Source organism: Hominimerdicola intestinalis, from assembly GCF_054655215.1.
Genome location: NZ_BAAHNZ010000005.1, coordinates 57,641 through 76,568 on the forward strand (window position 1 = coordinate 57,641; position 18,928 = coordinate 76,568).

Annotated in this window: 19 protein-coding genes and 3 pseudogenes; 15 read left to right on the forward strand and 7 right to left on the reverse strand. The window is 43.0% G+C overall.

Annotated features, from left to right (window positions below; all coding sequences use genetic code 11):
- The first annotated feature begins 128 nt into the window (after nucleotides 1-128).
- The 4 genes and pseudogenes from ACYQ0H_RS06405 to ACYQ0H_RS06420 form a co-directional block, all read left to right on the forward strand.
- Nucleotides 129-410 carry a hypothetical protein gene (locus tag ACYQ0H_RS06405; RefSeq protein ID WP_459812012.1) on the forward strand — a complete coding sequence of 94 codons (282 nt, stop codon included), beginning with the start codon at nucleotides 129-131 and terminating at the stop codon, nucleotides 408-410.
- Between the two features lie 52 nt (nucleotides 411-462).
- Nucleotides 463-1,245, forward strand: a complete 783-nt coding sequence (locus tag ACYQ0H_RS06410; RefSeq protein ID WP_459812013.1) for an S-adenosylmethionine synthetase N-terminal domain-containing protein — start codon at nucleotides 463-465, stop codon at nucleotides 1,243-1,245.
- The gene (locus ACYQ0H_RS06415; RefSeq protein WP_459812014.1) at nucleotides 1,245-2,522 is read left to right on the forward strand and encodes a site-specific DNA-methyltransferase; all 1,278 of its coding nucleotides are present in this window, start codon (nucleotides 1,245-1,247) and stop codon (nucleotides 2,520-2,522) included. The genes ACYQ0H_RS06410 and ACYQ0H_RS06415 overlap by 1 nt, the downstream gene beginning before the upstream one ends.
- Nucleotides 2,506-3,480, forward strand: a pseudogene (locus ACYQ0H_RS06420) (DNA cytosine methyltransferase); the annotation flags it as partial. The gene ACYQ0H_RS06415 and the pseudogene ACYQ0H_RS06420, both read left to right, overlap by 17 nt.
- A gap of 237 nt (nucleotides 3,481-3,717) precedes the next feature.
- Here ACYQ0H_RS06420 and ACYQ0H_RS06425 read toward each other — a convergent pair.
- From ACYQ0H_RS06425 to ACYQ0H_RS06455, 7 genes and pseudogenes are all read right to left on the reverse strand, one after another.
- The gene (locus ACYQ0H_RS06425) at nucleotides 3,718-4,431 is read right to left on the reverse strand and encodes an IS3 family transposase (protein ID WP_459812015.1); all 714 of its coding nucleotides are present in this window, start codon (nucleotides 4,429-4,431) and stop codon (nucleotides 3,718-3,720) included.
- Between the two features lie 55 nt (nucleotides 4,432-4,486).
- Nucleotides 4,487-4,771 (reverse strand): transposase, encoded by a 285-nt coding sequence (locus ACYQ0H_RS06430; RefSeq protein ID WP_459812016.1) that lies wholly within the window; start codon nucleotides 4,769-4,771, stop codon nucleotides 4,487-4,489.
- An 82-nt stretch (nucleotides 4,772-4,853) separates the two neighbouring features.
- Nucleotides 4,854-5,405 (reverse strand): annotated as a pseudogene (locus ACYQ0H_RS06435) (hypothetical protein); the annotation flags it as partial.
- Nucleotides 5,406-5,477: 72 nt separating this feature from the next.
- The gene (locus tag ACYQ0H_RS06440; RefSeq protein ID WP_346663626.1) at nucleotides 5,478-6,050 is read right to left on the reverse strand and encodes a DUF2815 family protein; all 573 of its coding nucleotides are present in this window, start codon (nucleotides 6,048-6,050) and stop codon (nucleotides 5,478-5,480) included.
- Nucleotides 6,043-7,182 (reverse strand): DUF2800 domain-containing protein, encoded by a 1,140-nt coding sequence (locus ACYQ0H_RS06445; protein WP_459812017.1) that lies wholly within the window; start codon nucleotides 7,180-7,182, stop codon nucleotides 6,043-6,045. Before ACYQ0H_RS06445 ends, ACYQ0H_RS06440 begins: the two co-directional genes overlap by 8 nt.
- Complete coding sequence (locus ACYQ0H_RS06450; protein ID WP_459812018.1) at nucleotides 7,172-7,495, reverse strand: DNA ligase; 324 nt, start codon at nucleotides 7,493-7,495, stop codon at nucleotides 7,172-7,174. Before ACYQ0H_RS06450 ends, ACYQ0H_RS06445 begins: the two co-directional genes overlap by 11 nt.
- Nucleotides 7,496-7,793: 298 nt before the next feature.
- Entirely contained in the window at nucleotides 7,794-8,312 is a 519-nt protein-coding gene (locus tag ACYQ0H_RS06455) for a sigma-70 family RNA polymerase sigma factor (protein ID WP_459812019.1), read from the reverse strand.
- 412 nt (nucleotides 8,313-8,724) lie between these two features.
- Between ACYQ0H_RS06455 and ACYQ0H_RS06460 the strand changes: the two genes are divergently transcribed.
- The 11 genes and pseudogenes from ACYQ0H_RS06460 to ACYQ0H_RS06510 all read left to right on the forward strand — a co-directional run bounded on the left by ACYQ0H_RS06460 (nucleotide 8,725) and on the right by ACYQ0H_RS06510 (nucleotide 18,828).
- Entirely contained in the window at nucleotides 8,725-9,927 is a 1,203-nt protein-coding gene (locus tag ACYQ0H_RS06460; RefSeq protein ID WP_459812020.1) for a hypothetical protein, read from the forward strand.
- Between the two features lie 114 nt (nucleotides 9,928-10,041).
- On the forward strand, nucleotides 10,042-10,233 hold the full coding sequence (locus ACYQ0H_RS06465) for a helix-turn-helix domain-containing protein (RefSeq protein ID WP_459812021.1): 192 nt from the start codon (nucleotides 10,042-10,044) through the stop codon (nucleotides 10,231-10,233).
- An 18-nt stretch (nucleotides 10,234-10,251) separates the two neighbouring features.
- Nucleotides 10,252-11,559, forward strand: a complete 1,308-nt coding sequence (locus tag ACYQ0H_RS06470) for a DNA methyltransferase (protein WP_459812022.1) — start codon at nucleotides 10,252-10,254, stop codon at nucleotides 11,557-11,559.
- Between the two features lie 10 nt (nucleotides 11,560-11,569).
- Complete coding sequence (locus tag ACYQ0H_RS06475; RefSeq protein ID WP_459812023.1) at nucleotides 11,570-12,835, forward strand: DNA methyltransferase; 1,266 nt, start codon at nucleotides 11,570-11,572, stop codon at nucleotides 12,833-12,835.
- A gap of 19 nt (nucleotides 12,836-12,854) precedes the next feature.
- Nucleotides 12,855-13,652, forward strand: a complete 798-nt coding sequence (locus tag ACYQ0H_RS06480) for a hypothetical protein (protein WP_459812024.1) — start codon at nucleotides 12,855-12,857, stop codon at nucleotides 13,650-13,652.
- On the forward strand, nucleotides 13,652-14,749 hold the full coding sequence (locus tag ACYQ0H_RS06485; RefSeq protein WP_459812025.1) for an McrB family protein: 1,098 nt from the start codon (nucleotides 13,652-13,654) through the stop codon (nucleotides 14,747-14,749). The genes ACYQ0H_RS06480 and ACYQ0H_RS06485 overlap by 1 nt, the downstream gene beginning before the upstream one ends.
- A gap of 17 nt (nucleotides 14,750-14,766) precedes the next feature.
- A complete protein-coding gene (locus ACYQ0H_RS06490) occupies nucleotides 14,767-16,035 on the forward strand; it encodes an LlaJI family restriction endonuclease (protein ID WP_459812026.1) in 1,269 nt (422 codons plus the stop codon).
- A 13-nt stretch (nucleotides 16,036-16,048) separates the two neighbouring features.
- Nucleotides 16,049-16,342, forward strand: a complete 294-nt coding sequence (locus tag ACYQ0H_RS06495) for a hypothetical protein (protein WP_459812027.1) — start codon at nucleotides 16,049-16,051, stop codon at nucleotides 16,340-16,342.
- A pseudogene (locus ACYQ0H_RS06500) lies at nucleotides 16,288-16,908 on the forward strand (S16 family serine protease); the annotation flags it as partial. The gene ACYQ0H_RS06495 and the pseudogene ACYQ0H_RS06500, both read left to right, overlap by 55 nt.
- A 14-nt stretch (nucleotides 16,909-16,922) precedes the next feature.
- Nucleotides 16,923-17,924 carry a restriction endonuclease gene (locus ACYQ0H_RS06505; RefSeq protein WP_459812028.1) on the forward strand — a complete coding sequence of 334 codons (1,002 nt, stop codon included), beginning with the start codon at nucleotides 16,923-16,925 and terminating at the stop codon, nucleotides 17,922-17,924.
- 7 nt (nucleotides 17,925-17,931) lie between these two features.
- The gene (locus ACYQ0H_RS06510) at nucleotides 17,932-18,828 is read left to right on the forward strand and encodes a hypothetical protein (protein WP_459812029.1); all 897 of its coding nucleotides are present in this window, start codon (nucleotides 17,932-17,934) and stop codon (nucleotides 18,826-18,828) included.
- Nucleotides 18,829-18,928: the final 100 nt, after the last annotated feature.

Consider the following 18,928-nt stretch of genomic DNA (forward strand, 5'->3'; position numbering starts at 1 on the left):
TAGGGGGGGAGTCAAATCTCTGTGAGAAAAGTCACAGGGCAACGGTGCCGCCCCTTCGTGTGTACTTTTTGCGAATTTGAACGGGGTATTAAACACCCTATCGTTAAATTTTATAGGAGATGAGTTATATGGCTAGAGACGGAACTGCTCGTGGCTCCAACATCAAGGTTAATGCCGGGCGAAAATCCAAGGCTTTAGCTGAAAAGGTAGCTACGGGAAATTCTGGCGGTAGAAAATTGAAGGTCGTTGATTTGCCGGAGGGAGTGGAACTGGAAGGAGCAGATGTTCCTGAGCCAAGTTCCTACATCAAGGCACAGCAAAAAGCTGTAGGAGAGTTCGATGCGGAAAGCATCTACAGATATACCTATCTGTGGTTGAAGGAAAAAGGCTGCGACAAATTTCGACCCTGATGAGGCAGACCCAATGGAGATGCTGTTACGGAGCAGAGTATAGGAGAAATATATGATTGAAAAAGTAAACCCGATGCACCCGGATAAGGTTGCAGACAGAATAGCAGATGCCATTGTTGATTTGGCTTATGCTGCAGAAGAAAATCCAAAGGTGGCCATGGAGGTTCTGATTGGACATGGCGTGTGTCATGCGATTATAGAAACTTCCGCAAGCCTTGATGAAAGAGATATCGAAGATGCGATTTTTAGAATTGCAGGAGATGTAGCAGCGGACATTGTGATTGTTCCGCAGGATACACATCTGTCGGATAACCAAAAGGACAGCATTCGATGTAGCGATAATGGTATTTTTAAGGGAATGCCACTCACGGACGAACAGAAGAAGCTGTCCATTATTGCCGGACGCATTTATGACAAGTACCCTACTGACGGAAAGTACATCCTTGACGGGGACAGACTTATTATCTGTCAGAGCAATGCAGATGACGAGGTATTAAAATCACTTTACCCAGGAGCAGTGGTCAATCCGCTAGGTGCCTGGGTGGGAGGAACAGATGTGGATACGGGTGCAACAAACCGTAAGCTGGGTTCTGATATGGCAGATTCCGTCATAGGCGGAGGACTGCATGGGAAGGACTTATCCAAGGCAGATGTATCTGTAAACATCTATGCTTTCTTAAAAGCACAAGAAACGGGGAAACCTATTACTTTGTGCTGTGCCATTGGTGATGAAACAGTGGATGGAAAGCCATATGAAGAAATTGTACAGATTGCAAGGGATTATATTATCGACCTCGGAGGCTTTGAGGCTTTTGCAGAATGGGGGTTGTTCTGATGGGAAAGCATACAACAGAAATGAAAATGGTATCCACTTCAAAATTGATACCGTATGTGAATAACGCACGAACCCACTCGCAGGAGCAGGTCAACAAACTGCGTGGGTCTTTGCGTGAGTTTGGATTCATCAATCCTGTCATTATTGACTCAGACTTTAATGTGATAGCCGGGCATGGTAGACTGATGTCGGCCAAGGAAGAGGGCATCAAGGAAGTGCCTTGTTTGTTGGTGGATTATCTGACTGAGGCACAGAAGAAAGCCTACATTCTTGCTGACAACCGATATGCACAGGACGCAGGCTGGGATGAAGAAATGTTGAAAATTGAGATTGAAGTATTGGAAGGGATGGACTTTGATGTATCTCTAACGGGTTTCAATGAGGATGAGATTGCAGACCTTTTTTCTTACAGTGAAGGAACCGGTGCAGAGGATGATGACTTTGATTTGTCCGAAGCATTGGAGCAGGCAGCCTTTGTGGAAAGAGGGGATGTATGGCAGGTCGGTAGACACAGACTGATGTGTGGTGATGCTATTTCCCCGGAGGATGTTGCAACACTTATGGATGGGAAAAAGGCAAACCTCATCATCACGGACCCACCATACAATGTAGCTTTTGAGTCTTCGGATGGACTTTCCATCAAAAATGACAAAATGGAAAATGATAAATTCTATGAATTTCTGTTAGCTGCATTCAAAAACATGGCCGAGCATCTTGAAAAAGGTGGCTCGGCTTATGTATTCCATGCAGATACGGAAGGTTTGAATTTCAGAAAAGCATTCATTGACGCAGGTTTTCATTTGTCCGGCTGCTGTATCTGGGTAAAGAATTCCCTGGTGCTTGGCAGGTCAGATTATCAGTGGCAGCACGAACCTGTGCTTTACGGTTTCCTTCAGAATGGAAAACACTACTGGAGTAAAAATGCAGGTCGTTCCCAGACCACTATTTGGAATTTCGATAAGCCTAAGAAAAATAAAAATCATCCGACTTCCAAACCATTAGACCTGCTTGCATATCCAATCGGTAATTCCAGTCAGGAGAATGCAATCGTCATTGATACCTGTGGTGGCAGTGGTTCAACGCTTATGACCTGTGAGCAGACCAATCGTATCTGCCACACGATGGAGTTGGATGAAAAGTATGCATCTGTCATACTTCGCAGATATGTGGAAGATACCGTGGATGCAGAAAATGTATTTGTAAACCGTAACGGAGAGAAACTGATGTACTCCGACCTTGTGAAGGAGGTTGATTTTGGAGATGGAACAACAGAATAGATTTACACTGACCCTCGGCAGTCTCTTTGATGGCTCTGGGGGTTTTCCATTGGGTGGACTTCTTGCAGGAATTATACCCATATGGAGTTCGGAGATTGAGCCATTCCCTGTTATGGTGACAACTACTCGATTTCCTAATATGAAACATTATGGGGATATTTCCACCATCAATGGTGCAGAGATTGAGCCTGTGGATATCATAACCTTCGGAAGCCCATGCCAGGACATGAGCGTGGCCGGGAAGAGGAACGGACTTGATGGCAGCCGTTCTTCTTTATTTTATCAAGCCATTAGAATCATAAAAGAAATGAGGGAGACTACCAATGGAAAATATCCAAGATATATCGTCTGGGAAAATGTCCCCGGAGCATTCTCCTCAAACAAGGGAGAAGATTTCAAGGCGGTCCTTAATGAGGTCTGTAAAATCAAAGACGAACAGGTGTCAGTGTCTAAACCTGCAAAATGGGAAAATGCAGGACGCATCATGGGAGACGGTTACTCAGTCGCATGGAGACTCCTTGATGCTCAGTATTGGGGTGTACCCCAAAGAAGACAACGTATCTACCTTGTCGCAGATTTTGATGGAGGGAGTGCCGAAAAAATATTATTTGAGTCCGAAGGCTTGTCTGGGTATTCTGCGCAGGGCTTCCAGTCGTGGCAAAGAACTGCCAGCCGTACTTCAAAAGGCACTTGTGAGGCAGGCACAGACGGTCTAATGTTTGAGAACCACGGGCAGGATTGCAGATACAAGGGACCGCTTGATGTATCACAGACCATTTTATCTACTTTCGGCACGGGAGGTAATAACCAACCATTCGTGGTGCAGACACCCAAAACAATGAAAATAAGATGTGGCTGTGAGGGTGGTGGTAAAGGGGCGTTGATTCAGAATGACCTGTCCGCAACCTTAAGCTGTAATAATGACCAGACTCTATTCCAGCCGATGGCTTATGGAATGATATTGTCAATATTGGTTTACACTTTTTTCTCAAAGATATTCGACCTATGCTGCCTCCTGCAATGAATCATAGTATTGCTGTAGCTTAACCATCGGAGGTAACCCACCATTAGCAGAACAGATTCTCCGGTTATTCCAATAGCTGATGAAATATCTCCAGATGAGAGTTTTTAGCTGTTCTGCTGTCATTGAGGCGGTATCATAACGTCCATAAAGTAATTCTTCTTTGAATCTTGCTCACATACTTTCGCATCTGGCATTGTCATGGCATCTGCCACCGGCACTGTTCATGCTTTGAAGAATGCCATATTTGTTGATTGCTTTACGATACAGTTCACTGGTATACTGCGTACCTCTGTCACTGTGAAGAATAGCGCCTTGGAGCATAGGGTATGCCCTGTAAGCATTATCTAAGGTTTGTTCACAAAGGTCAGCCCTTATGTTTATATCCATGGCAAGCCCCAACACAGCTAAATCGTAACAGTCAAAAATGGCTGAAACATACAGTTTTCCATCAGATGCTTTTATTTCGGTCATATCGGTAATACATTTTTCAAGTGGTTTTTCAGCTGTGAAATCACGCTTTATTAAATCATCTGATTTCCGGGCCTCTTTATCCGCTTTGGTAATGCCATTGGGCTTGTGTTTCGGTTTATGATCAAGGCCAATTTCTTCCATGACACGATAAACAGTCCTCTCACCTGGAATATGTACACCTTCAGGCTGCTTGAACTGCAATGACTGATACATATGGATTCTTCCATAAGTATCATTGCATTCATCTTCACTACATATATCCAGCATGGCATCTGCCAATGCCTGATATTTCCATGGAGCATCCTTTGTTTTTAAATATTTATTGAATGCCTGTTTGGAAACATGAAGTGCTCTGCAATAAAAAGAAATTTTGCCCTTAATCCTACCGTCATCCGTTTTGATTGCAATAAACATCAGTCTCTGTTTATGCTGACTTCCGACGGCTGGCTGCGAAAAAAGCACTGGCTTCTTAGAGAAATTCGTTTTCTTCCTTTAAATGGCGATTTTCTTTATCCAACTCTTTAACACGTTTTCTGAGTTCGATAAGTTCATCGTTAAGGAATAATGCTGTTTTAGGGGAATGAACCGCTTCATTTGCACTAAGGCGACCTTCTTTGAAGGCTTTTATCCAACGGTAAATAGTTCCATCAGGAATACCTAATTCTTTTGCTGCTTTATACCCGCCTATTTCCTGAGCAAGCTTTACAGCCTGTGCTTTAAATTCGTTGTCATAAGATTTTTGATTTCGTGCCATAATTATTTCTCCTGTTCTCGTATTGATTATAATTATATCAAAATCCTTGAGAATAGGGTGTCAACTTTTATGATACAGCATCACGCTGCTGGATGCCCATTTCGGTTTCTACATCTCGAAGGTTGTATCTCTTGAAGGCATCCCACTTGTCTGGTGCATGGAACGGTCTGTTTCGGGTGCGCTGACCGTTGGATTTGGTAGGAGCGCAAGGCTGGCAGAAATACTTGATGAGGTCTTTGCCTTCGGTGAGCTTTTGCTTCTCAAGGCCCAAAACGGCACCGACACCTTCCAGCGACAAAGGCAGTCCCATAGTTGCGGCCCAGATCATGGAGCAGCGCCAGCTTTCGGGATTTAAGTAATCGCCGGTAGGATAGCCCAAGAAGCGAGAGAGGCAGATGCGTTCAAAGGTGGCGTTGAAGGCCCATTTGATAACCGCATCATCTTCCAGCGCCTGCAGGATTTCCTTTGGAATGTGTTCACCACAGGCAAGGTCGACTACCTGCACCGGGCCGGAGTCCACACTATATCCAAAGAGCAGAATTTCAAAATCATCAGCCTCCACATAACGGTACACATCGGACTTTTGCAGTGGAGTGCTGCTGTAAGTTTCTATATCAATACTCAGCGTTTTCATGAATTGTCACATCCTTTCCATACCCAAACAGGGCGACAGATTGCTCCGCCGCCCTGCTGGGGAATTAGGTCATTAGTCGAGGAAATCCTCATCTTCATCCGTATTGAAATCGGACTCAGCACTGGCCTTGCCGCCGAGAGGCTCGCCATCACGAATCTTCTGGAGATTGTTCAGTCCGCAGGCGATGCCCTTATTACCGGAGCTATTGAAAGCATAGAAGGTAATGCTGGCACGACCGTATACGCCGGAGTAAACTTCGGAACGGCTCATGATAGGATTGCGGTCTGCATCCACGATGCCGGGAGCAGTGGTAGCGTTGGCGTTGATGAAGTACGCATTGGCGTAGGCTGCATCGTCAGGTCTCTCAAGGTCGCCATCACGAAGAGGAGTCTTCAAAATGGAGAGCGCAGGTACGGTCTTGCCGTTACCCTTGAGCTTGGCTTCGCCTTCCTTGTAGGCAGCTTCGATAGCGGCCTTAATCTTGGCAACAGTGCGAGTGTCGGACTTAGGGATGATAAGGCTGACGCTGTACTTAGGAGTGCCGCCGTTAATGGACTTAGGCTCCCAGACATTTGCGTAGCTCCAGCGGGTTTCAGGGCCAGTGATAACCTTCATGGGATTTACAGGTTTTACATTCTTACTCATAATCGTTTTCCTCCATAAAATCAGTTTTTGCATTATTCATGACCGGGCGCTTGTCGCTTTCCGGTACAAGTGTGGGTTTGCCCTGTGGCTTTTCGATATAGGCCGACAGGAGTTCGTCAAAGCGGCTCTTTCCGAGCAGCTTCTGCATGGCAGTGATACCGAGTAGCTTGCGCTCATACGGGTCAAAGCCTGCGGCGGATACGGTCTGGGTTACAGCGACCTCATCGGTGTAGCGACGATTGCTGCGACCTTCGACCAGTTTGAAGCCGGTCCATTCCTTACCGGAGATGGCCTGCTGGAGTGCGTACTCCTTGATGTCGTTGACCCAAGAGACCAGCTGGTCTGCACGGGAGAGAATGACCTCGATTTCCGTATCCTCCAACAGCGGAGGCAGTTTGAAATCGTACTGCGCCAGCATCAGGTTTGCTTTGGCTCTGGCCCTGCACTCGTGTTTGGCTTTACAGAAGCCACACCACTCACCGCAGAGGAAGTTTCCGTCACCGGCAAAGGCAAGCTCTGCAGTCGGCTTCAAGACTTCGTCGGCCCAGCGGTAAAGGTCATCCTTGGACATCTCGAAGGTGGACACATTCTGGCGTCTTGGCTGATACACGGTCATTGCCACGGTGTCGATGTCGTAAATGGCATCGAATAGCTCCAAGGCACCGAGGGCGTAGCACATCATCTGCGGATTGTTATCTGCTTCCACCAGAACACCGAGGCCGTGTTTGTAATCCACCACATGGAGCGTTCCGTCGGAGATGATAATGGCATCCGAAGTGCCGAAGCCTTGTTCTACCCAGCGGGAGAAATCTACACGCTGTTCGATGAGGACCACCGGATCAGCGCAGGTTTCCTTGGCGGCTTCCACCAGTTCTAAAATGTAGGACGCATAGCCGTTGGCGCAGTCATCCATTTCCTCGTTAAACCAAGTCAGATGCTCGGTCGGGTCGGTTGCCTCCATGCCGAGCGCCAAGCGGAGCTTATACTCACAGAGGCTGTGGGCGTCGGTCCCTTCGGCGGCATAATCGGAGCCTTTGTCTTCGTAGGTTTCACATAACCTTGCAGAAGGCGGGCAGTTCAGCCAGCGATGGGAAGATGACGCAGATAAAATGGAGTGTGCTTTAGGTGGCATTCCCAATCACCTCCGCATCACGAAGCAGCGCTTCATAATTGGACGGGTCCACCTGAGAGAGCTTGCTGGCACCGTATTTCTGGAGCAGCTCACGGACGCCTGCTGTGTAACCGGCACGGGATTTCTCAGAGAGAACTGCACGGACCTGTTCCAGCGTCAATGCAGGTTTCTGCACCGGCGCTTTCTCTTCCGGCTGTTCCTCTGCGTCGTTACTGGAAAACAGCTGTGCCAGATAGTTGGCGGCATCAGTAATAGCAGCGGCAGCATTGCGTAACTCTTCGATGGTCATAGCCATTTCGCTCATTTTGCTCATGATGTTTTCCTCCTTCCTCGGATTGTCTTGCGGCAAGTACACTGAGATTTCTTGCCATTCGTGCGGACACCTGACTGATAGCGACGAGGATTTCAATCACCTCGGCTTTGGTATCCACGGTGCGGCTGTGGGCCTGAGTCATGTCGTTCACCTCCTGTTCGTGGTGGAGCAGCTTGTTTTCTGCTCCTTACACTCCCTTTTGGAGATGAGCGATGGCTTTTGACGAAGGAAAGGAGAAAATTTTTTGAAAATGTTCTGACCGCCGGTTTTGCCAGCGGCCAGAGTGCTTGTCTACCTATTAAAAGAAGTCCGGGTATTCCTGTGCCAGCAGCTTCTTTGCTGCCTTGAGACGGGACAGGAATGTGGTGCGAGGGATACCGATTGCTTTGGCGATAGCTTCATCGGAAAGGCCCTGCATACGCAGCTTGCCGATGTTTTCAGCCTCCGGCATCAGGTCGGCGAGGCGTTTGAACAGCTGCTCCAACACGATACGGTCGGAAGCAAGCTCGGAAACGGCTACGCTTTCGTCTGCAATGGTATCCATCAGAATCAGGTCATCATCTTCCTCACCAATCGGTGCGTCCAATGAAGCGATGACGTCGGCGTTGCGGTATTCGCAGGTCAGACAATCGGCATCACAGACCCACCATTTATTGCGAGGACAGCAGCAGAGGCCACGGTCCTGCATTCTATGACGGTAGGTGTCATGGAAGCGGATATGTTCCTGATAGACTTCTTCGGGTACTTCCTGCCAGCGACGCTGGCTGCGGATGTAGATACGACGGGTTTCTGTGTACTGATTTTCTGTTTTTGACATAATAGGTTCCTCCGTTTGTCGATGTCTCGAAACGGAGGAACTCTGGTACAGCTGCAAAAAGGCGCAATGAAAGAACCGCAGTCCTGACGGAATTACTCCGTTCCGGATTGCAGCGGCCTGCTCACAAGGCAGCTGTTATTATTCAGTTGTTGTATTATGCTGTTGAGCCATCGTTGATCGGGCGATGCAGGATAATGCAAGAAAGCTTCTGCTTTCTGCTTATATTGTACCTGCATTAGATTAGTAAGTAAATTTCTGCCATTTCCGCTTATGTAAATGCGTTTTCAGAGTGTATCGATTATTGCATTAATTATCATTTTGGTGTATAATATATATACGCTTACGTTTACAATTACTATAAGCGGAAATCTATACGACTTAGCATAAAAGATTTGAGTAGCGGGAGGCAAAAATGTCTAATTTGGAAAACGGTAAATTTTTTGATGGTGATTATTTTTCGTATGAAAGTAATCCGTGTTTTTGCGGGGTTGATACAACTAATATTTCTCCGGGAGTAGTCGAACATCGATTAAAGATACAATCTCAAAAAGATATAAAAACCTATTTTGCTTTCAGCGGAGAGGCAGGATTATGCCGTACTACCGAGAACGGATCGGTTCGACAAGAAAATCTATTAAAGGAAGTTGTGTCGTTGCCAGATAACGACATCCAAGCAATGATTAGCTTTTTTGAAACAAATGGTTTCTTTTTTAAGGTTGGAAGCGAAAATTATGAGTCACTAAGCCTCGAAGATGTGGTCGAGATCATTAATAGATTGAAAGCAACGGTTGCATTAATGAATGAAATTGAATCTCCAGAAATTGACTATGAAAGAATGATTTCATTGACTTTGTACTTGCTTTTAAGTCAGCAAATATCTATAGAATTGTCGACTTTGTCTCGGCCATATGTTTCTTGCAAACATTTTTTGTCTGGTGAAATAGATAAAGCCTCACAGCTGCCAGAAATCGATGGACAGCAAGAGGCTTTTCAAAAAGATACGTATACAATTCGGGACTCTATATACAACTCTTATGAATTGGATATCGAAGAATATAACGATGTTGTCTCAGGAAACATATATGCGAATCGATATCCGGGGTATTTAGATATGCGATATAAATCCATCGTATATCTATACCGTAATGGCATAAATCTTTCAAAGAATAGACGATATGTGATAGATTTCCTGTTTCATTTTATGAGGGAAGTTGGTGTTGTTGGAAGTGTATCTTTTGAGCACGGCATTGAATATTATTCTGATGTTCCTCAAATTGCACTGTTAGATGAAAAAATGAAAAATTGTGCCGTTGTAGTTGCTAAAATTATTCTAAACGAAGAAATGAATCATAATCTTTCTGGCATTTCACCAAGATACAGCGTTCAAAAAATGGGGCCTACATGGAGAGTTCCCAATTTGATTTCTGCTTTGTATTTTTCAGTGTTCTACTTGCGTCCCGGCATAGAAGTTTATCGCAAGTGTGCAAATCCAGCGTGCAATAACCGTTTTGTTGTTAAGACTACAAACGGCCGCAAAAAATACTGTTGCGCCAATTGCAGAAACGCCACAGCTCAGAGAAACCACCGGAAGAAGGTAAAATCTAATAAAATATGATTAAACCATAGTTAAATATAAGCAAATATCAGTAAATGCCTTGAAAATTCGATGCTGTTGTGGTATAATACAAGATAGATTTTTATAGCAATGACATTTAGTGAGGTGTTCAGGATGACTATAAACGAAAATGATAACTATATTAGCATTGAAGAAGCCGCAGAGTATTTGGGCATAAAGACAGTTACGCTCCGTAATTGGATAAAAAAAGAAATGGTCCCAGCACACAAGGTTGGAAAGCTGTGGAAATGTAAGCGTTCCGAACTGGACGAATGGGTCAAAAGCGGAAAGAGCGCAATTAATTAGAAATGAGGTTTACACTACATGGACTACAATAGCTTGCCGGATTTTTATGCTGCTCTTGATGCTAAATACAATGTAACGAACAACGACTTGAATAGTGCTACATACACAAATGTTGATTGTAACTTTGTTTACAGCGCTAAGTATGCTCGACATAGATGGTTTAATTATAAGGAAGGATTCTCGCCGATTCTGGTTGAGAAAATCTTCAATGAATACAAACTGAATAAGTCTTCTGTTGTCTGTGATCCATTCTGTGGAGCCGGAACTACTCTTGCTGTCGCAAAGGCCAAAGGAATGAAGTCTATTGGTTTTGAAGTTAATCCTTTTGCAGCATTTATTACAAAGGTCAAAACTGAGGATTATAGCAAAGCAGATATGGAGGAATTCGAAAAACTTCTGCAGAAGTTATCGACTATTGAGATTGCAGCCAATATTGAGCTTCCTGAAAATGAATATTTGCGTCGTATGTTTGAATCTGAAATGTTGTTGGCACAGCTCAATATAAGAAAGTACATCAATGAATTACCAGAGGGCAAACCGAAGGAATTATTGTTTTTTGCTTGGATTTGCATACTTGAAGAATGTGCACTATACAGAAAAGCAGGCAATGGATTAAAAGTAAAGAGGCGTCCACCAACTTATGATAAGGGCTGTGAATTCAAGTTCGCAATGGAGTGTATTTCGAAGAAAGCGGCCTCTATGATTGAAGATTTTTCGATTGAAGATAACGGCCCAATTCCACAAGTGTATGTGGAAAGCGTTACAACGATGGAAAAAAAAGTGGCGAAGAATACCTTAGATTTAGTTCTTTTTTCACCGCCGTATGCAAATTGCTTTGACTATACGAAGATTTATTATTTGGAGCTTTGGTTTGCAGGTTTTGTAAATTCCACAAGTGATCAAAAAAACATCCGTATGAAATCTTTGAGATCACATTGCCATGCTACATGGCCGGAACGATATACCAGTTTTAATTTGCCAGAGCTGAACGATCAAATAATTCCGTTGTTGCGTCAGCAGAAGCTGTGGACAAACAGAATACCGGACATGCTTAACGGCTATTTTGCAGATATGGAAGAAGCTCTTCGACAGATATATGATTCTCTGAAGAATGGCGGACATTGCGCAATTGTTGTTAGTAATTCTGCGTATGCTGGCATTGTGATTCCGACAGATATATTTTTGGCAATGATTGCTAAAAAAATAGGATTTAAAGTTCAGGAAATTGCTGTGGAAAGGCTTATTATCACAAGTTCACAGCAATATAAAAAGACTGAACATGTACGAAAATACTTGCGTGAGAGCATAGTGAAATTAGAGAAATGAGGTTTCCAGAATGGAAGTGATAAAATTGGATGATTTTCCAATCAATCCGATTCAAGATCAGATATACGAAATCATCCCCGACAAGGCTAAAATTGTAGCCTCAACCAATAGATTGTTTAATAAATACCCGACAAGGTATATTTCTGCCGTGCCTCGTTTTGCAATTAACGCATATTCAAAGGCTGGAGAGACTGTGTTGGACCCGTTTTGCGGATCAGGAACTACTGCGATAGAAGCGATGCTTTTGGGCAGAAATGCTATGTCAATTGATATTGACCCATTTGCCCGATTGCTCATCAAAGTGAAAACTACAGTTTACTCCAAAGAAGATATTGGTTTTCTCGATGAAGTTGTAAAGAAAATAAAGGAGATGTCTCCTGACGAGAGTTTTCAGTACCCGATTCCCGGTATTCCTAATATCGAGAAATGGTTTTGTAATAAATCAATTCTGTGGCTTTCGTTCTTTAAGCATACAATCGATAAACTTGCAGCAGACAACCAGAATGTCAAGGATTATTTATATGTTGTCCTTTCTGGAATTATTCGAAAGGTTTCGAATGCTGATGAGGTTTCTCCAAAACCGTATATATCCACAAAATACCCTAAGACACCCGCCGATCCTTCAGAGCTGTTCTTTGAAGTAGAAGATATGTATAGAGAGGCTATTATTGGCTTTTCCGAGGCAGTTGCACCACTCCACTGTAATAGCACTATCTTAGAGAGCAATGATGCAAGAACAATAGATGCAGAAAGCGCTATCGATTTGGCTGTGACCTCTCCGCCATATATTAATGCCTATGACTATGTGCGTAGTTTGCGCTTTGAGGATATGTGGCTTGGTTTAGCGACAGATGAAGACTTAAAAAAAAGTAAGCAATCGTATATTGGAACAGAAATTTCAAAATCCTTTTACGATGAATGTCACTATGCTTCGCAATCAGAAACACTCGTCCCGATTGCAAAAAAAATCGCTGAAGTTGATGCAAAACGTGCAGACATTGTAAATACCTACTTCGAGGATATGGCAAAAAATATGATTGCTGTATATGAAGAATTGAAACAAAACGGACGATATGTAATCGTGGTCGGAGATAGTAATATTCGTGGGCAGAGCATTCCTACAGCAAAGGTTTTGGCCGAGATAGCAGAGAAAAACGGATATTTATTTGAGCTTAGCTTCAAATATGTTATTCGTGATAGATACCTTCATCTTCCACGAGGCAATCGTGGTGGCATCATCAAGTACGATGAAATATTGGTGTTAAAAAAGAAGTAATGATAAGGAGGAATGGACTATGGATCTTCGTGGCTGGGACTATACCGGTAGAAATATTGGGCCAGATTTGCATAGGCAGTTCCGAATCATGATCGATTGCTTGTCGGATCCCTTATTCACGAATCATTCGCCTTGGGGAAACGGGATACAAGATCGTTTATCGGAGCGAATGCAAATGTCATCTTCAGGCGCAGTACGAACGGTAAAACGTGTTTGTGAAAATTTTGGCTTTTTAAATGAAAATTCTTTTAGCAGCCGAAATGAGATAGATATACAGAATCTTCTGACAGATAGAGGGAAATTGGTCTATCAAGCAGCCAAATTGGAAGAACAAGTGGGGCTTGCTGACAATTACGAAGATGACGTAAAAGAAAAGATTTATGCAGAAATCAAGAAGTTATATGAGGAAGCTTATTGCGATGCATTACGCTTTTACTATTTCAAAAACAGTGATGGAAGCAAATTACATCCATTAAGAGCGACACTGAGAGCATTGAACAAATACGGGCGTATGGACAAATGTGAATGGTATTTGTTGAACACTTGCATTCGACATGATGATTGTGATGTCGAAGAGGCCACTCTGGATGATTATATTACCAGATATCGTAATGGTGAATTTGACTTCACTATGAGAAATGTAGTAGAGAAGCCAAAAGGACACCAATATACGCCTCAGTATTTTGAATTTGCCGGGCTACTTCATGTTATTCAACGTCCTGAATGGTCCATCAGTGATTCTGGTAGACACATGGAAGTTAAATCAGAGGTTCTTGAAGCAGATTTCTTAGAAAAGTTATATGGAGGTAGTCTGTAATGGATAATAACAGAATTCATAGTACAATGGACAATTTAAGTCAATTGCTGGGGTACACTACACCAGATAGAGTTGATGACGGAACTGGACATGACGGTGTGGATTTAGATCACTGTGATAGAAAGAAAGGCGGTACCAATGTACTGCTTTACGGTGTACCCGGTTCTGGTAAGAGTTACACTATTCAACATGAATATTGTAGTGATGAAAGCCGAATGGAGCGTCTTGTGTTTCATCCGGATTACACGTATTCTGACTTTGTTGGTCAGATATTGCCGACAGTATCTGCTGATGACAAAGTGCGTTATCTATTTACGCCCGGCCCATTTACCAGATTGCTGTGGAAAGCATACCATAATCCAGATATTGAATATTTTCTAATTATCGAGGAAATCAATCGTGGGAATGCTCCTGCAATTTTTGGTGAGGTATTCCAACTCTTAGACAGAACAACGGATGATACAAGTTTTCCTATGGGGACCAGTGAGTATTCCATCACTAATGCGAATGTTGCGGCGATCGTCTACGGAGATCCAGAACATAAAGTTCGCATCCCTTCTAATATGTCTATCGTCGGGACAATGAACACATCTGACCAGAATGTGTTCACCTTAGATACTGCCTTTCAAAGACGTTGGCATATGCGTTTGATTGAGAATTCTTTTGAAAATCATCCTTACGCAAATGATAAAATTTTAGATACTGATGTGACTTGGAGCGCTTTTTGTCGTGCTATCAATAAGGAAATTTTAGATGGCAATGTAAGAATGACGTCCTCTGAAGACAAGCGTTTAGGCGCCTATTTTGTTTCTAAACTGGATCTCTGGTATGATCCGGTTGCAGACGACGTAGATGCGAGTGAACAGGAACAAATCGTTGCAAAACGCCACAATAGTCGTTTCCCTGAAAAAGTCATAAAGTATCTGTGGGATGATGCGTTTAAGTTTTCTCGTGAAAATATTTTTGAAATAAGCACTTACAAGAGTCTTGAAGCTGTTATAAAAAAATTTACATCTGAAAAAGGAAATGAGCGCTTTGCCTTTTTTAAGGAAGGAATGTTTAATGCCATTACCGGGCAGAACAACGGCGAAGATTAACATGAGGTGGTGATACCGTGGATTTAGACGCAAGATTGCTTGACAGATGCCATATTAATAAAAATGATGAGGGAGATCGTTTTGTCGGAATTAAAGCGGATTCTGAAAATGCAATGGTCTATTTTCCGGTTGGATATCAGTTGCCCGAAACAGATCAAGAAATCCGTAGAGATATATTGCATTTGATTTCTGTACTTGCCGAATTTACCGATAAGTCAGACCGTGTACTCGCCATGAAGAAATTTGAAGCGCCACAATCGGTCGATTTCCCAATCAACGCTTATATGGAAGTAATCAATTACTATCTGGAACAAAATTCTTATTACACAGAAAAAGAGCCTGTTTTTAAGACAAGTGATAGAGGTAGTATTGATTGGGCAAAAACAATAAGAAAACAACGGCCTCTTATTCAGGCCGATGGCTCACCGGTATACACAGAATATACTGTAAGGGTTTCATCTCCTAACGATAAAAATCTAATAACGCAAATTCACAAGTATTGTGTGTATGAAAGTTTTCAGAAGCTTGGATGGTTATTCACGCCCGATTTGCCGCCAAAGCCAACGATTGAAAAGAATACGAAAATGTTTCTTTCTGTTTTAAATGACAAGTTGGCAAGAACAAACAATGATAAAGATAAACGCTTGTTTGCGGCCATGATTGCGGTTTTGCAATATATCGATGAGCAAACAAACCTGAAACAGTTTTATTTTGGCACCGATTCTTTTGAATATGTATGGGAAAAATTGATCGATCGAGTATATGGAATTAAAGACAAGTACAGATATTTCCCTCGAACACGATGGTATCTTAAGGGCAAAGTAAAAGAAAATTTTGCCTTAGAGCCGGATTCGATCATGCTGTACAATGGTAAAATTTATGTTTTGGATGCCAAGTACTATCGTTATGGCATAACAGGGAATCCTATGCATTTACCAGAATCATCTTCTATTAACAAGCAAATTACATATGGAGAATACATTTATACACAGGAACGTTTTAAACGTGAATACGGGGAAGATGTACCCGTGTACAATGCTTTCTTAATGCCATATAATAGCGCAAAAAATGTTTTTGGTTTTGATTCAATATACGGAAATATAGGCGAGGCCCGTGGAGAGTGGAAATCTGGAAATCACGATTATGAGCGAGTGCAAGGAATTGTTGTGGATATACGTTACTTGATGTACCACTATACTGGAAGCCATAATAATAAAATAATGCAGTTAGCCGAGGCTATAGAGAAGGCAATCCGTGACAATGAGCAAACAAGTTCTGATGTATAAGGAGGAAGCGCAAATGAATAACAAAGAATATCTTTCATGGGTAGATTTCTATATGGAATTTGCAGATAAGCTCCTACCATATGCAACAGATAGACAAACGCTGATTGAAAAAGTAAAGGCTGTCTATAGCGCTATTGGTATGCGCTTGCCAAAACTGGAGAAGGACAATAACATCGTAGATATCGACCCGTTTACAATTTATGGTCTGTTCAACAAAGGCATAACAAACGCAAATCGAATCAAAATCTTGCAGAGAGCTTTGAGGAACACTATGTGTCCGTGCCGGAGCAAGGTGGTGGTAAGCTGATACCGGAGGGAATGTGCAATCCGGGTCAGGTCTACACGGTATCGCAGGGCAAGTCCGGCATGATAGGCGTGTTCCGCTTGGAGAGCCAAATGCTGCCGGGAAGCGGCAAGTTCGAGCGCACAGGCATCGGTTCTGACCGGGACTGCAAGGAAGCAACGAACACGGCATTCAATTTCCTGAAGGCAAATGGAAGCCGCATCAGTGGCTCGATTAGCACAACGACAAAAGATTACATCATCAATTATCAGGATTTGCAGGGTATTGGAATGACCAGCAAGCTGGCATTGCCTACCCTCATCGCACTTTGCTCCATTGCTCTTGGAAAGCCTGCGCTGGGGTCACTGGCTGTGCTGGGAGAAATCAGCATCAGCGGTACGCTCATCAAGGCAGATGAGCTTGCCAACTCCCTGCAGGTATGCTTGGACAGTGGCGCAAAGAAGGTGCTGATACCAGCAACCTCGATGATTGATTTTGCCACAGTGCCGCCGGATTTGATGAGTGCATTCCAGCTTATCCCGTACCAGAGTGCGGAGGATGCGGTGTTTAAGGCATTGGGTGTAGAATAAGGAGGTGCAGCAACATGGCTGACGAAGAAAAAAGAATCTGGGGCATCCATACAAAGGATGACAATATGTTCTTGCAGAAAAGCGTGATTGCTATCGGCTGGAAAGACATGGGCGACCTCAGTAAAATCGAAGCAAGCCGAGAGGCTTTTAAGGAACACTATATGCAGGTATATCCTGATGCCAAAAAAGGCAGTGTTGCCAATGGTGCAGGTATGCTATACCGTTTTGCCCATGAGGTTCAGGTCGGAGATTATGTGGTATATCCGTCCAAGATTGACCGGATGATAAATCTCGGAACAGTGGAAAGCGAGTACATCTATGATGGCGATGCCGTGGAATATGTGCAGCAGCACAAAGTGAAATGGCTCAAACATCTGCCTCGTACCGCTTTTTCACAGGGGGCTTTATATGAGATTGGCTCTGCGATGTCCTTCTTCTCCGTGAAGAACTATTCCGACGAGTACCTTGCCGCACTGGACAAGAACTTCAAGAAAACAGCTGTCACAACAGACACAGACGAGGATGAAAGTGTCGGAGCGACAGCAGAGGAAATCGTGGAATCTACAAAGGATTTCATATTGAAGGAACTCAGCAAAAATCTGAAGGGCTATGACTTGGAGGAGTTTGTTGCTGACCTGCTTATGGCAATGGGCTACCGGACAAAGGTATCTCCCCACGGCGGTGACAGCGGAATTGATATTGTCGCATATAAAGATGAACTTCCTCCCCGAATCATGGTGCAGGTAAAAAGTCAGGATGGCGACATAAAGGAAACCACCATCCAATCCCTAAAGGGTGCGATGCGTGAGGGTGATTATGGTCTATTTGTTTCGCTGTCCAATTACACGAAGAACGCAAGGAAATACTTAGATAACACACCTATCATCCGTGCTATCAATGGCACAGAATTGGTGGATTTGATTTTGAAGTATTATGAAGACCTGAGCGAAAAATACAGAAAGATGATTCCGTTGAAACGGGTTTATATCCCGGTGACGAAGGAAGACGCAGAGTGAGGATGTTATGGGAATCAATAGACTGAAAAAATGCGCCTTATGTGGAGCAGAATCCGAATTAGAGTTGAGCCACATTATTCCGAAGATGGCTGTGAGAACACTAAAGAAAACATCTGTGGGAAATATACGAAATTCAGAAAATCCCAACATGGTAGTACAAGATAGCGAAAAGCACTATATGCTTTGCGGAAATTGCGAAGATTTATTTAGTGAAGATGAGACATATTTTGCCAATCTTATGTTTCATCCATATCTTAAAGGAGAAAAAAGTAAGTTTGACTATGATAGCAGACTGTTTTATTTTCTTACATCGGTAAGTTGGAGAAGTCTTTATTGGGATTTGTTGGATTTTGTTGAGAATCATGTTGTAGGGATAGATGCGTTAGAATGTTTAATAAAGTCAGAGAAAATAATGCGTGAGTTTCTTTTGAACAAACGCACTGACATTGAATATATTGAGAACCACATTTTTTTCTTTGATGACATTAAAGAGGTTGTCAATGATGAAGTATTAGGAATTAAGAATTTGAAGCCCCATGCCACATTTCATAGAGGAATTGGCAGCTACACATTTTGTTATGAAAGCGACGGTACTTACGGTACTATAACTAACATGATGGGCATTGTTATTCTTACATTTTATAGTTTTGGGAAAAACGAAAAATGGATTAATACACGGATAAAGAATGGAAATGGTAGCATAGAAGCGAAAAACCAAGAAATAAGAAGTGTGGTAGGGAATGAATTTGCACATATGATGCGTACTGCACAGAAAGCATCAGACGAAATGAGTGAGGTACAGCAGAATAAGGTTGTTGAAAGACTTCAAAAGGCTGGTGAAACAATCAAAGATTCACAAGTATATAAAGATTGGGAAAATGATAAAAGAATTTCTGAACAGTAAAACTTTTAATTATTCCTGTACCTTTTAATTTTGCTTATACATTTTAATTATTCCAGAGAAGGGGTTCAAAATCGCCATGATGACAGCAACACAAATACAG

What these genes read in the sequence shown, in the direction of transcription:
- ACYQ0H_RS06405 (WP_459812012.1), top strand. Translation starts at nt 129, where the DNA reads ATGGCTAGAGACGGAACTGCTCGTGGCTCCAACATCAAGGTTAATGCC.
- ACYQ0H_RS06410 (WP_459812013.1), top strand. Translation starts at nt 463, where the DNA reads ATGATTGAAAAAGTAAACCCGATGCACCCGGATAAGGTTGCAGACAGA.
- ACYQ0H_RS06415 (WP_459812014.1), top strand. Translation starts at nt 1,245, where the DNA reads ATGGGAAAGCATACAACAGAAATGAAAATGGTATCCACTTCAAAATTG.
- ACYQ0H_RS06425 (WP_459812015.1), bottom strand. Translation starts at nt 4,431, where the DNA reads ATGTTTATTGCAATCAAAACGGATGACGGTAGGATTAAGGGCAAAATT.
- ACYQ0H_RS06430 (WP_459812016.1), bottom strand. Translation starts at nt 4,771, where the DNA reads ATGGCACGAAATCAAAAATCTTATGACAACGAATTTAAAGCACAGGCT.
- ACYQ0H_RS06440 (WP_346663626.1), bottom strand. Translation starts at nt 6,050, where the DNA reads ATGAGTAAGAATGTAAAACCTGTAAATCCCATGAAGGTTATCACTGGC.
- ACYQ0H_RS06445 (WP_459812017.1), bottom strand. Translation starts at nt 7,182, where the DNA reads ATGCCACCTAAAGCACACTCCATTTTATCTGCGTCATCTTCCCATCGC.
- ACYQ0H_RS06450 (WP_459812018.1), bottom strand. Translation starts at nt 7,495, where the DNA reads ATGAGCAAAATGAGCGAAATGGCTATGACCATCGAAGAGTTACGCAAT.
- ACYQ0H_RS06455 (WP_459812019.1), bottom strand. Translation starts at nt 8,312, where the DNA reads ATGTCAAAAACAGAAAATCAGTACACAGAAACCCGTCGTATCTACATC.
- ACYQ0H_RS06460 (WP_459812020.1), top strand. Translation starts at nt 8,725, where the DNA reads ATGTCTAATTTGGAAAACGGTAAATTTTTTGATGGTGATTATTTTTCG.
- ACYQ0H_RS06465 (WP_459812021.1), top strand. Translation starts at nt 10,042, where the DNA reads ATGACTATAAACGAAAATGATAACTATATTAGCATTGAAGAAGCCGCA.
- ACYQ0H_RS06470 (WP_459812022.1), top strand. Translation starts at nt 10,252, where the DNA reads ATGGACTACAATAGCTTGCCGGATTTTTATGCTGCTCTTGATGCTAAA.
- ACYQ0H_RS06475 (WP_459812023.1), top strand. Translation starts at nt 11,570, where the DNA reads ATGGAAGTGATAAAATTGGATGATTTTCCAATCAATCCGATTCAAGAT.
- ACYQ0H_RS06480 (WP_459812024.1), top strand. Translation starts at nt 12,855, where the DNA reads ATGGATCTTCGTGGCTGGGACTATACCGGTAGAAATATTGGGCCAGAT.
- ACYQ0H_RS06485 (WP_459812025.1), top strand. Translation starts at nt 13,652, where the DNA reads ATGGATAATAACAGAATTCATAGTACAATGGACAATTTAAGTCAATTG.
- ACYQ0H_RS06495 (WP_459812027.1), top strand. Translation starts at nt 16,049, where the DNA reads ATGAATAACAAAGAATATCTTTCATGGGTAGATTTCTATATGGAATTT.
- ACYQ0H_RS06505 (WP_459812028.1), top strand. Translation starts at nt 16,923, where the DNA reads ATGGCTGACGAAGAAAAAAGAATCTGGGGCATCCATACAAAGGATGAC.
- ACYQ0H_RS06510 (WP_459812029.1), top strand. Translation starts at nt 17,932, where the DNA reads ATGGGAATCAATAGACTGAAAAAATGCGCCTTATGTGGAGCAGAATCC.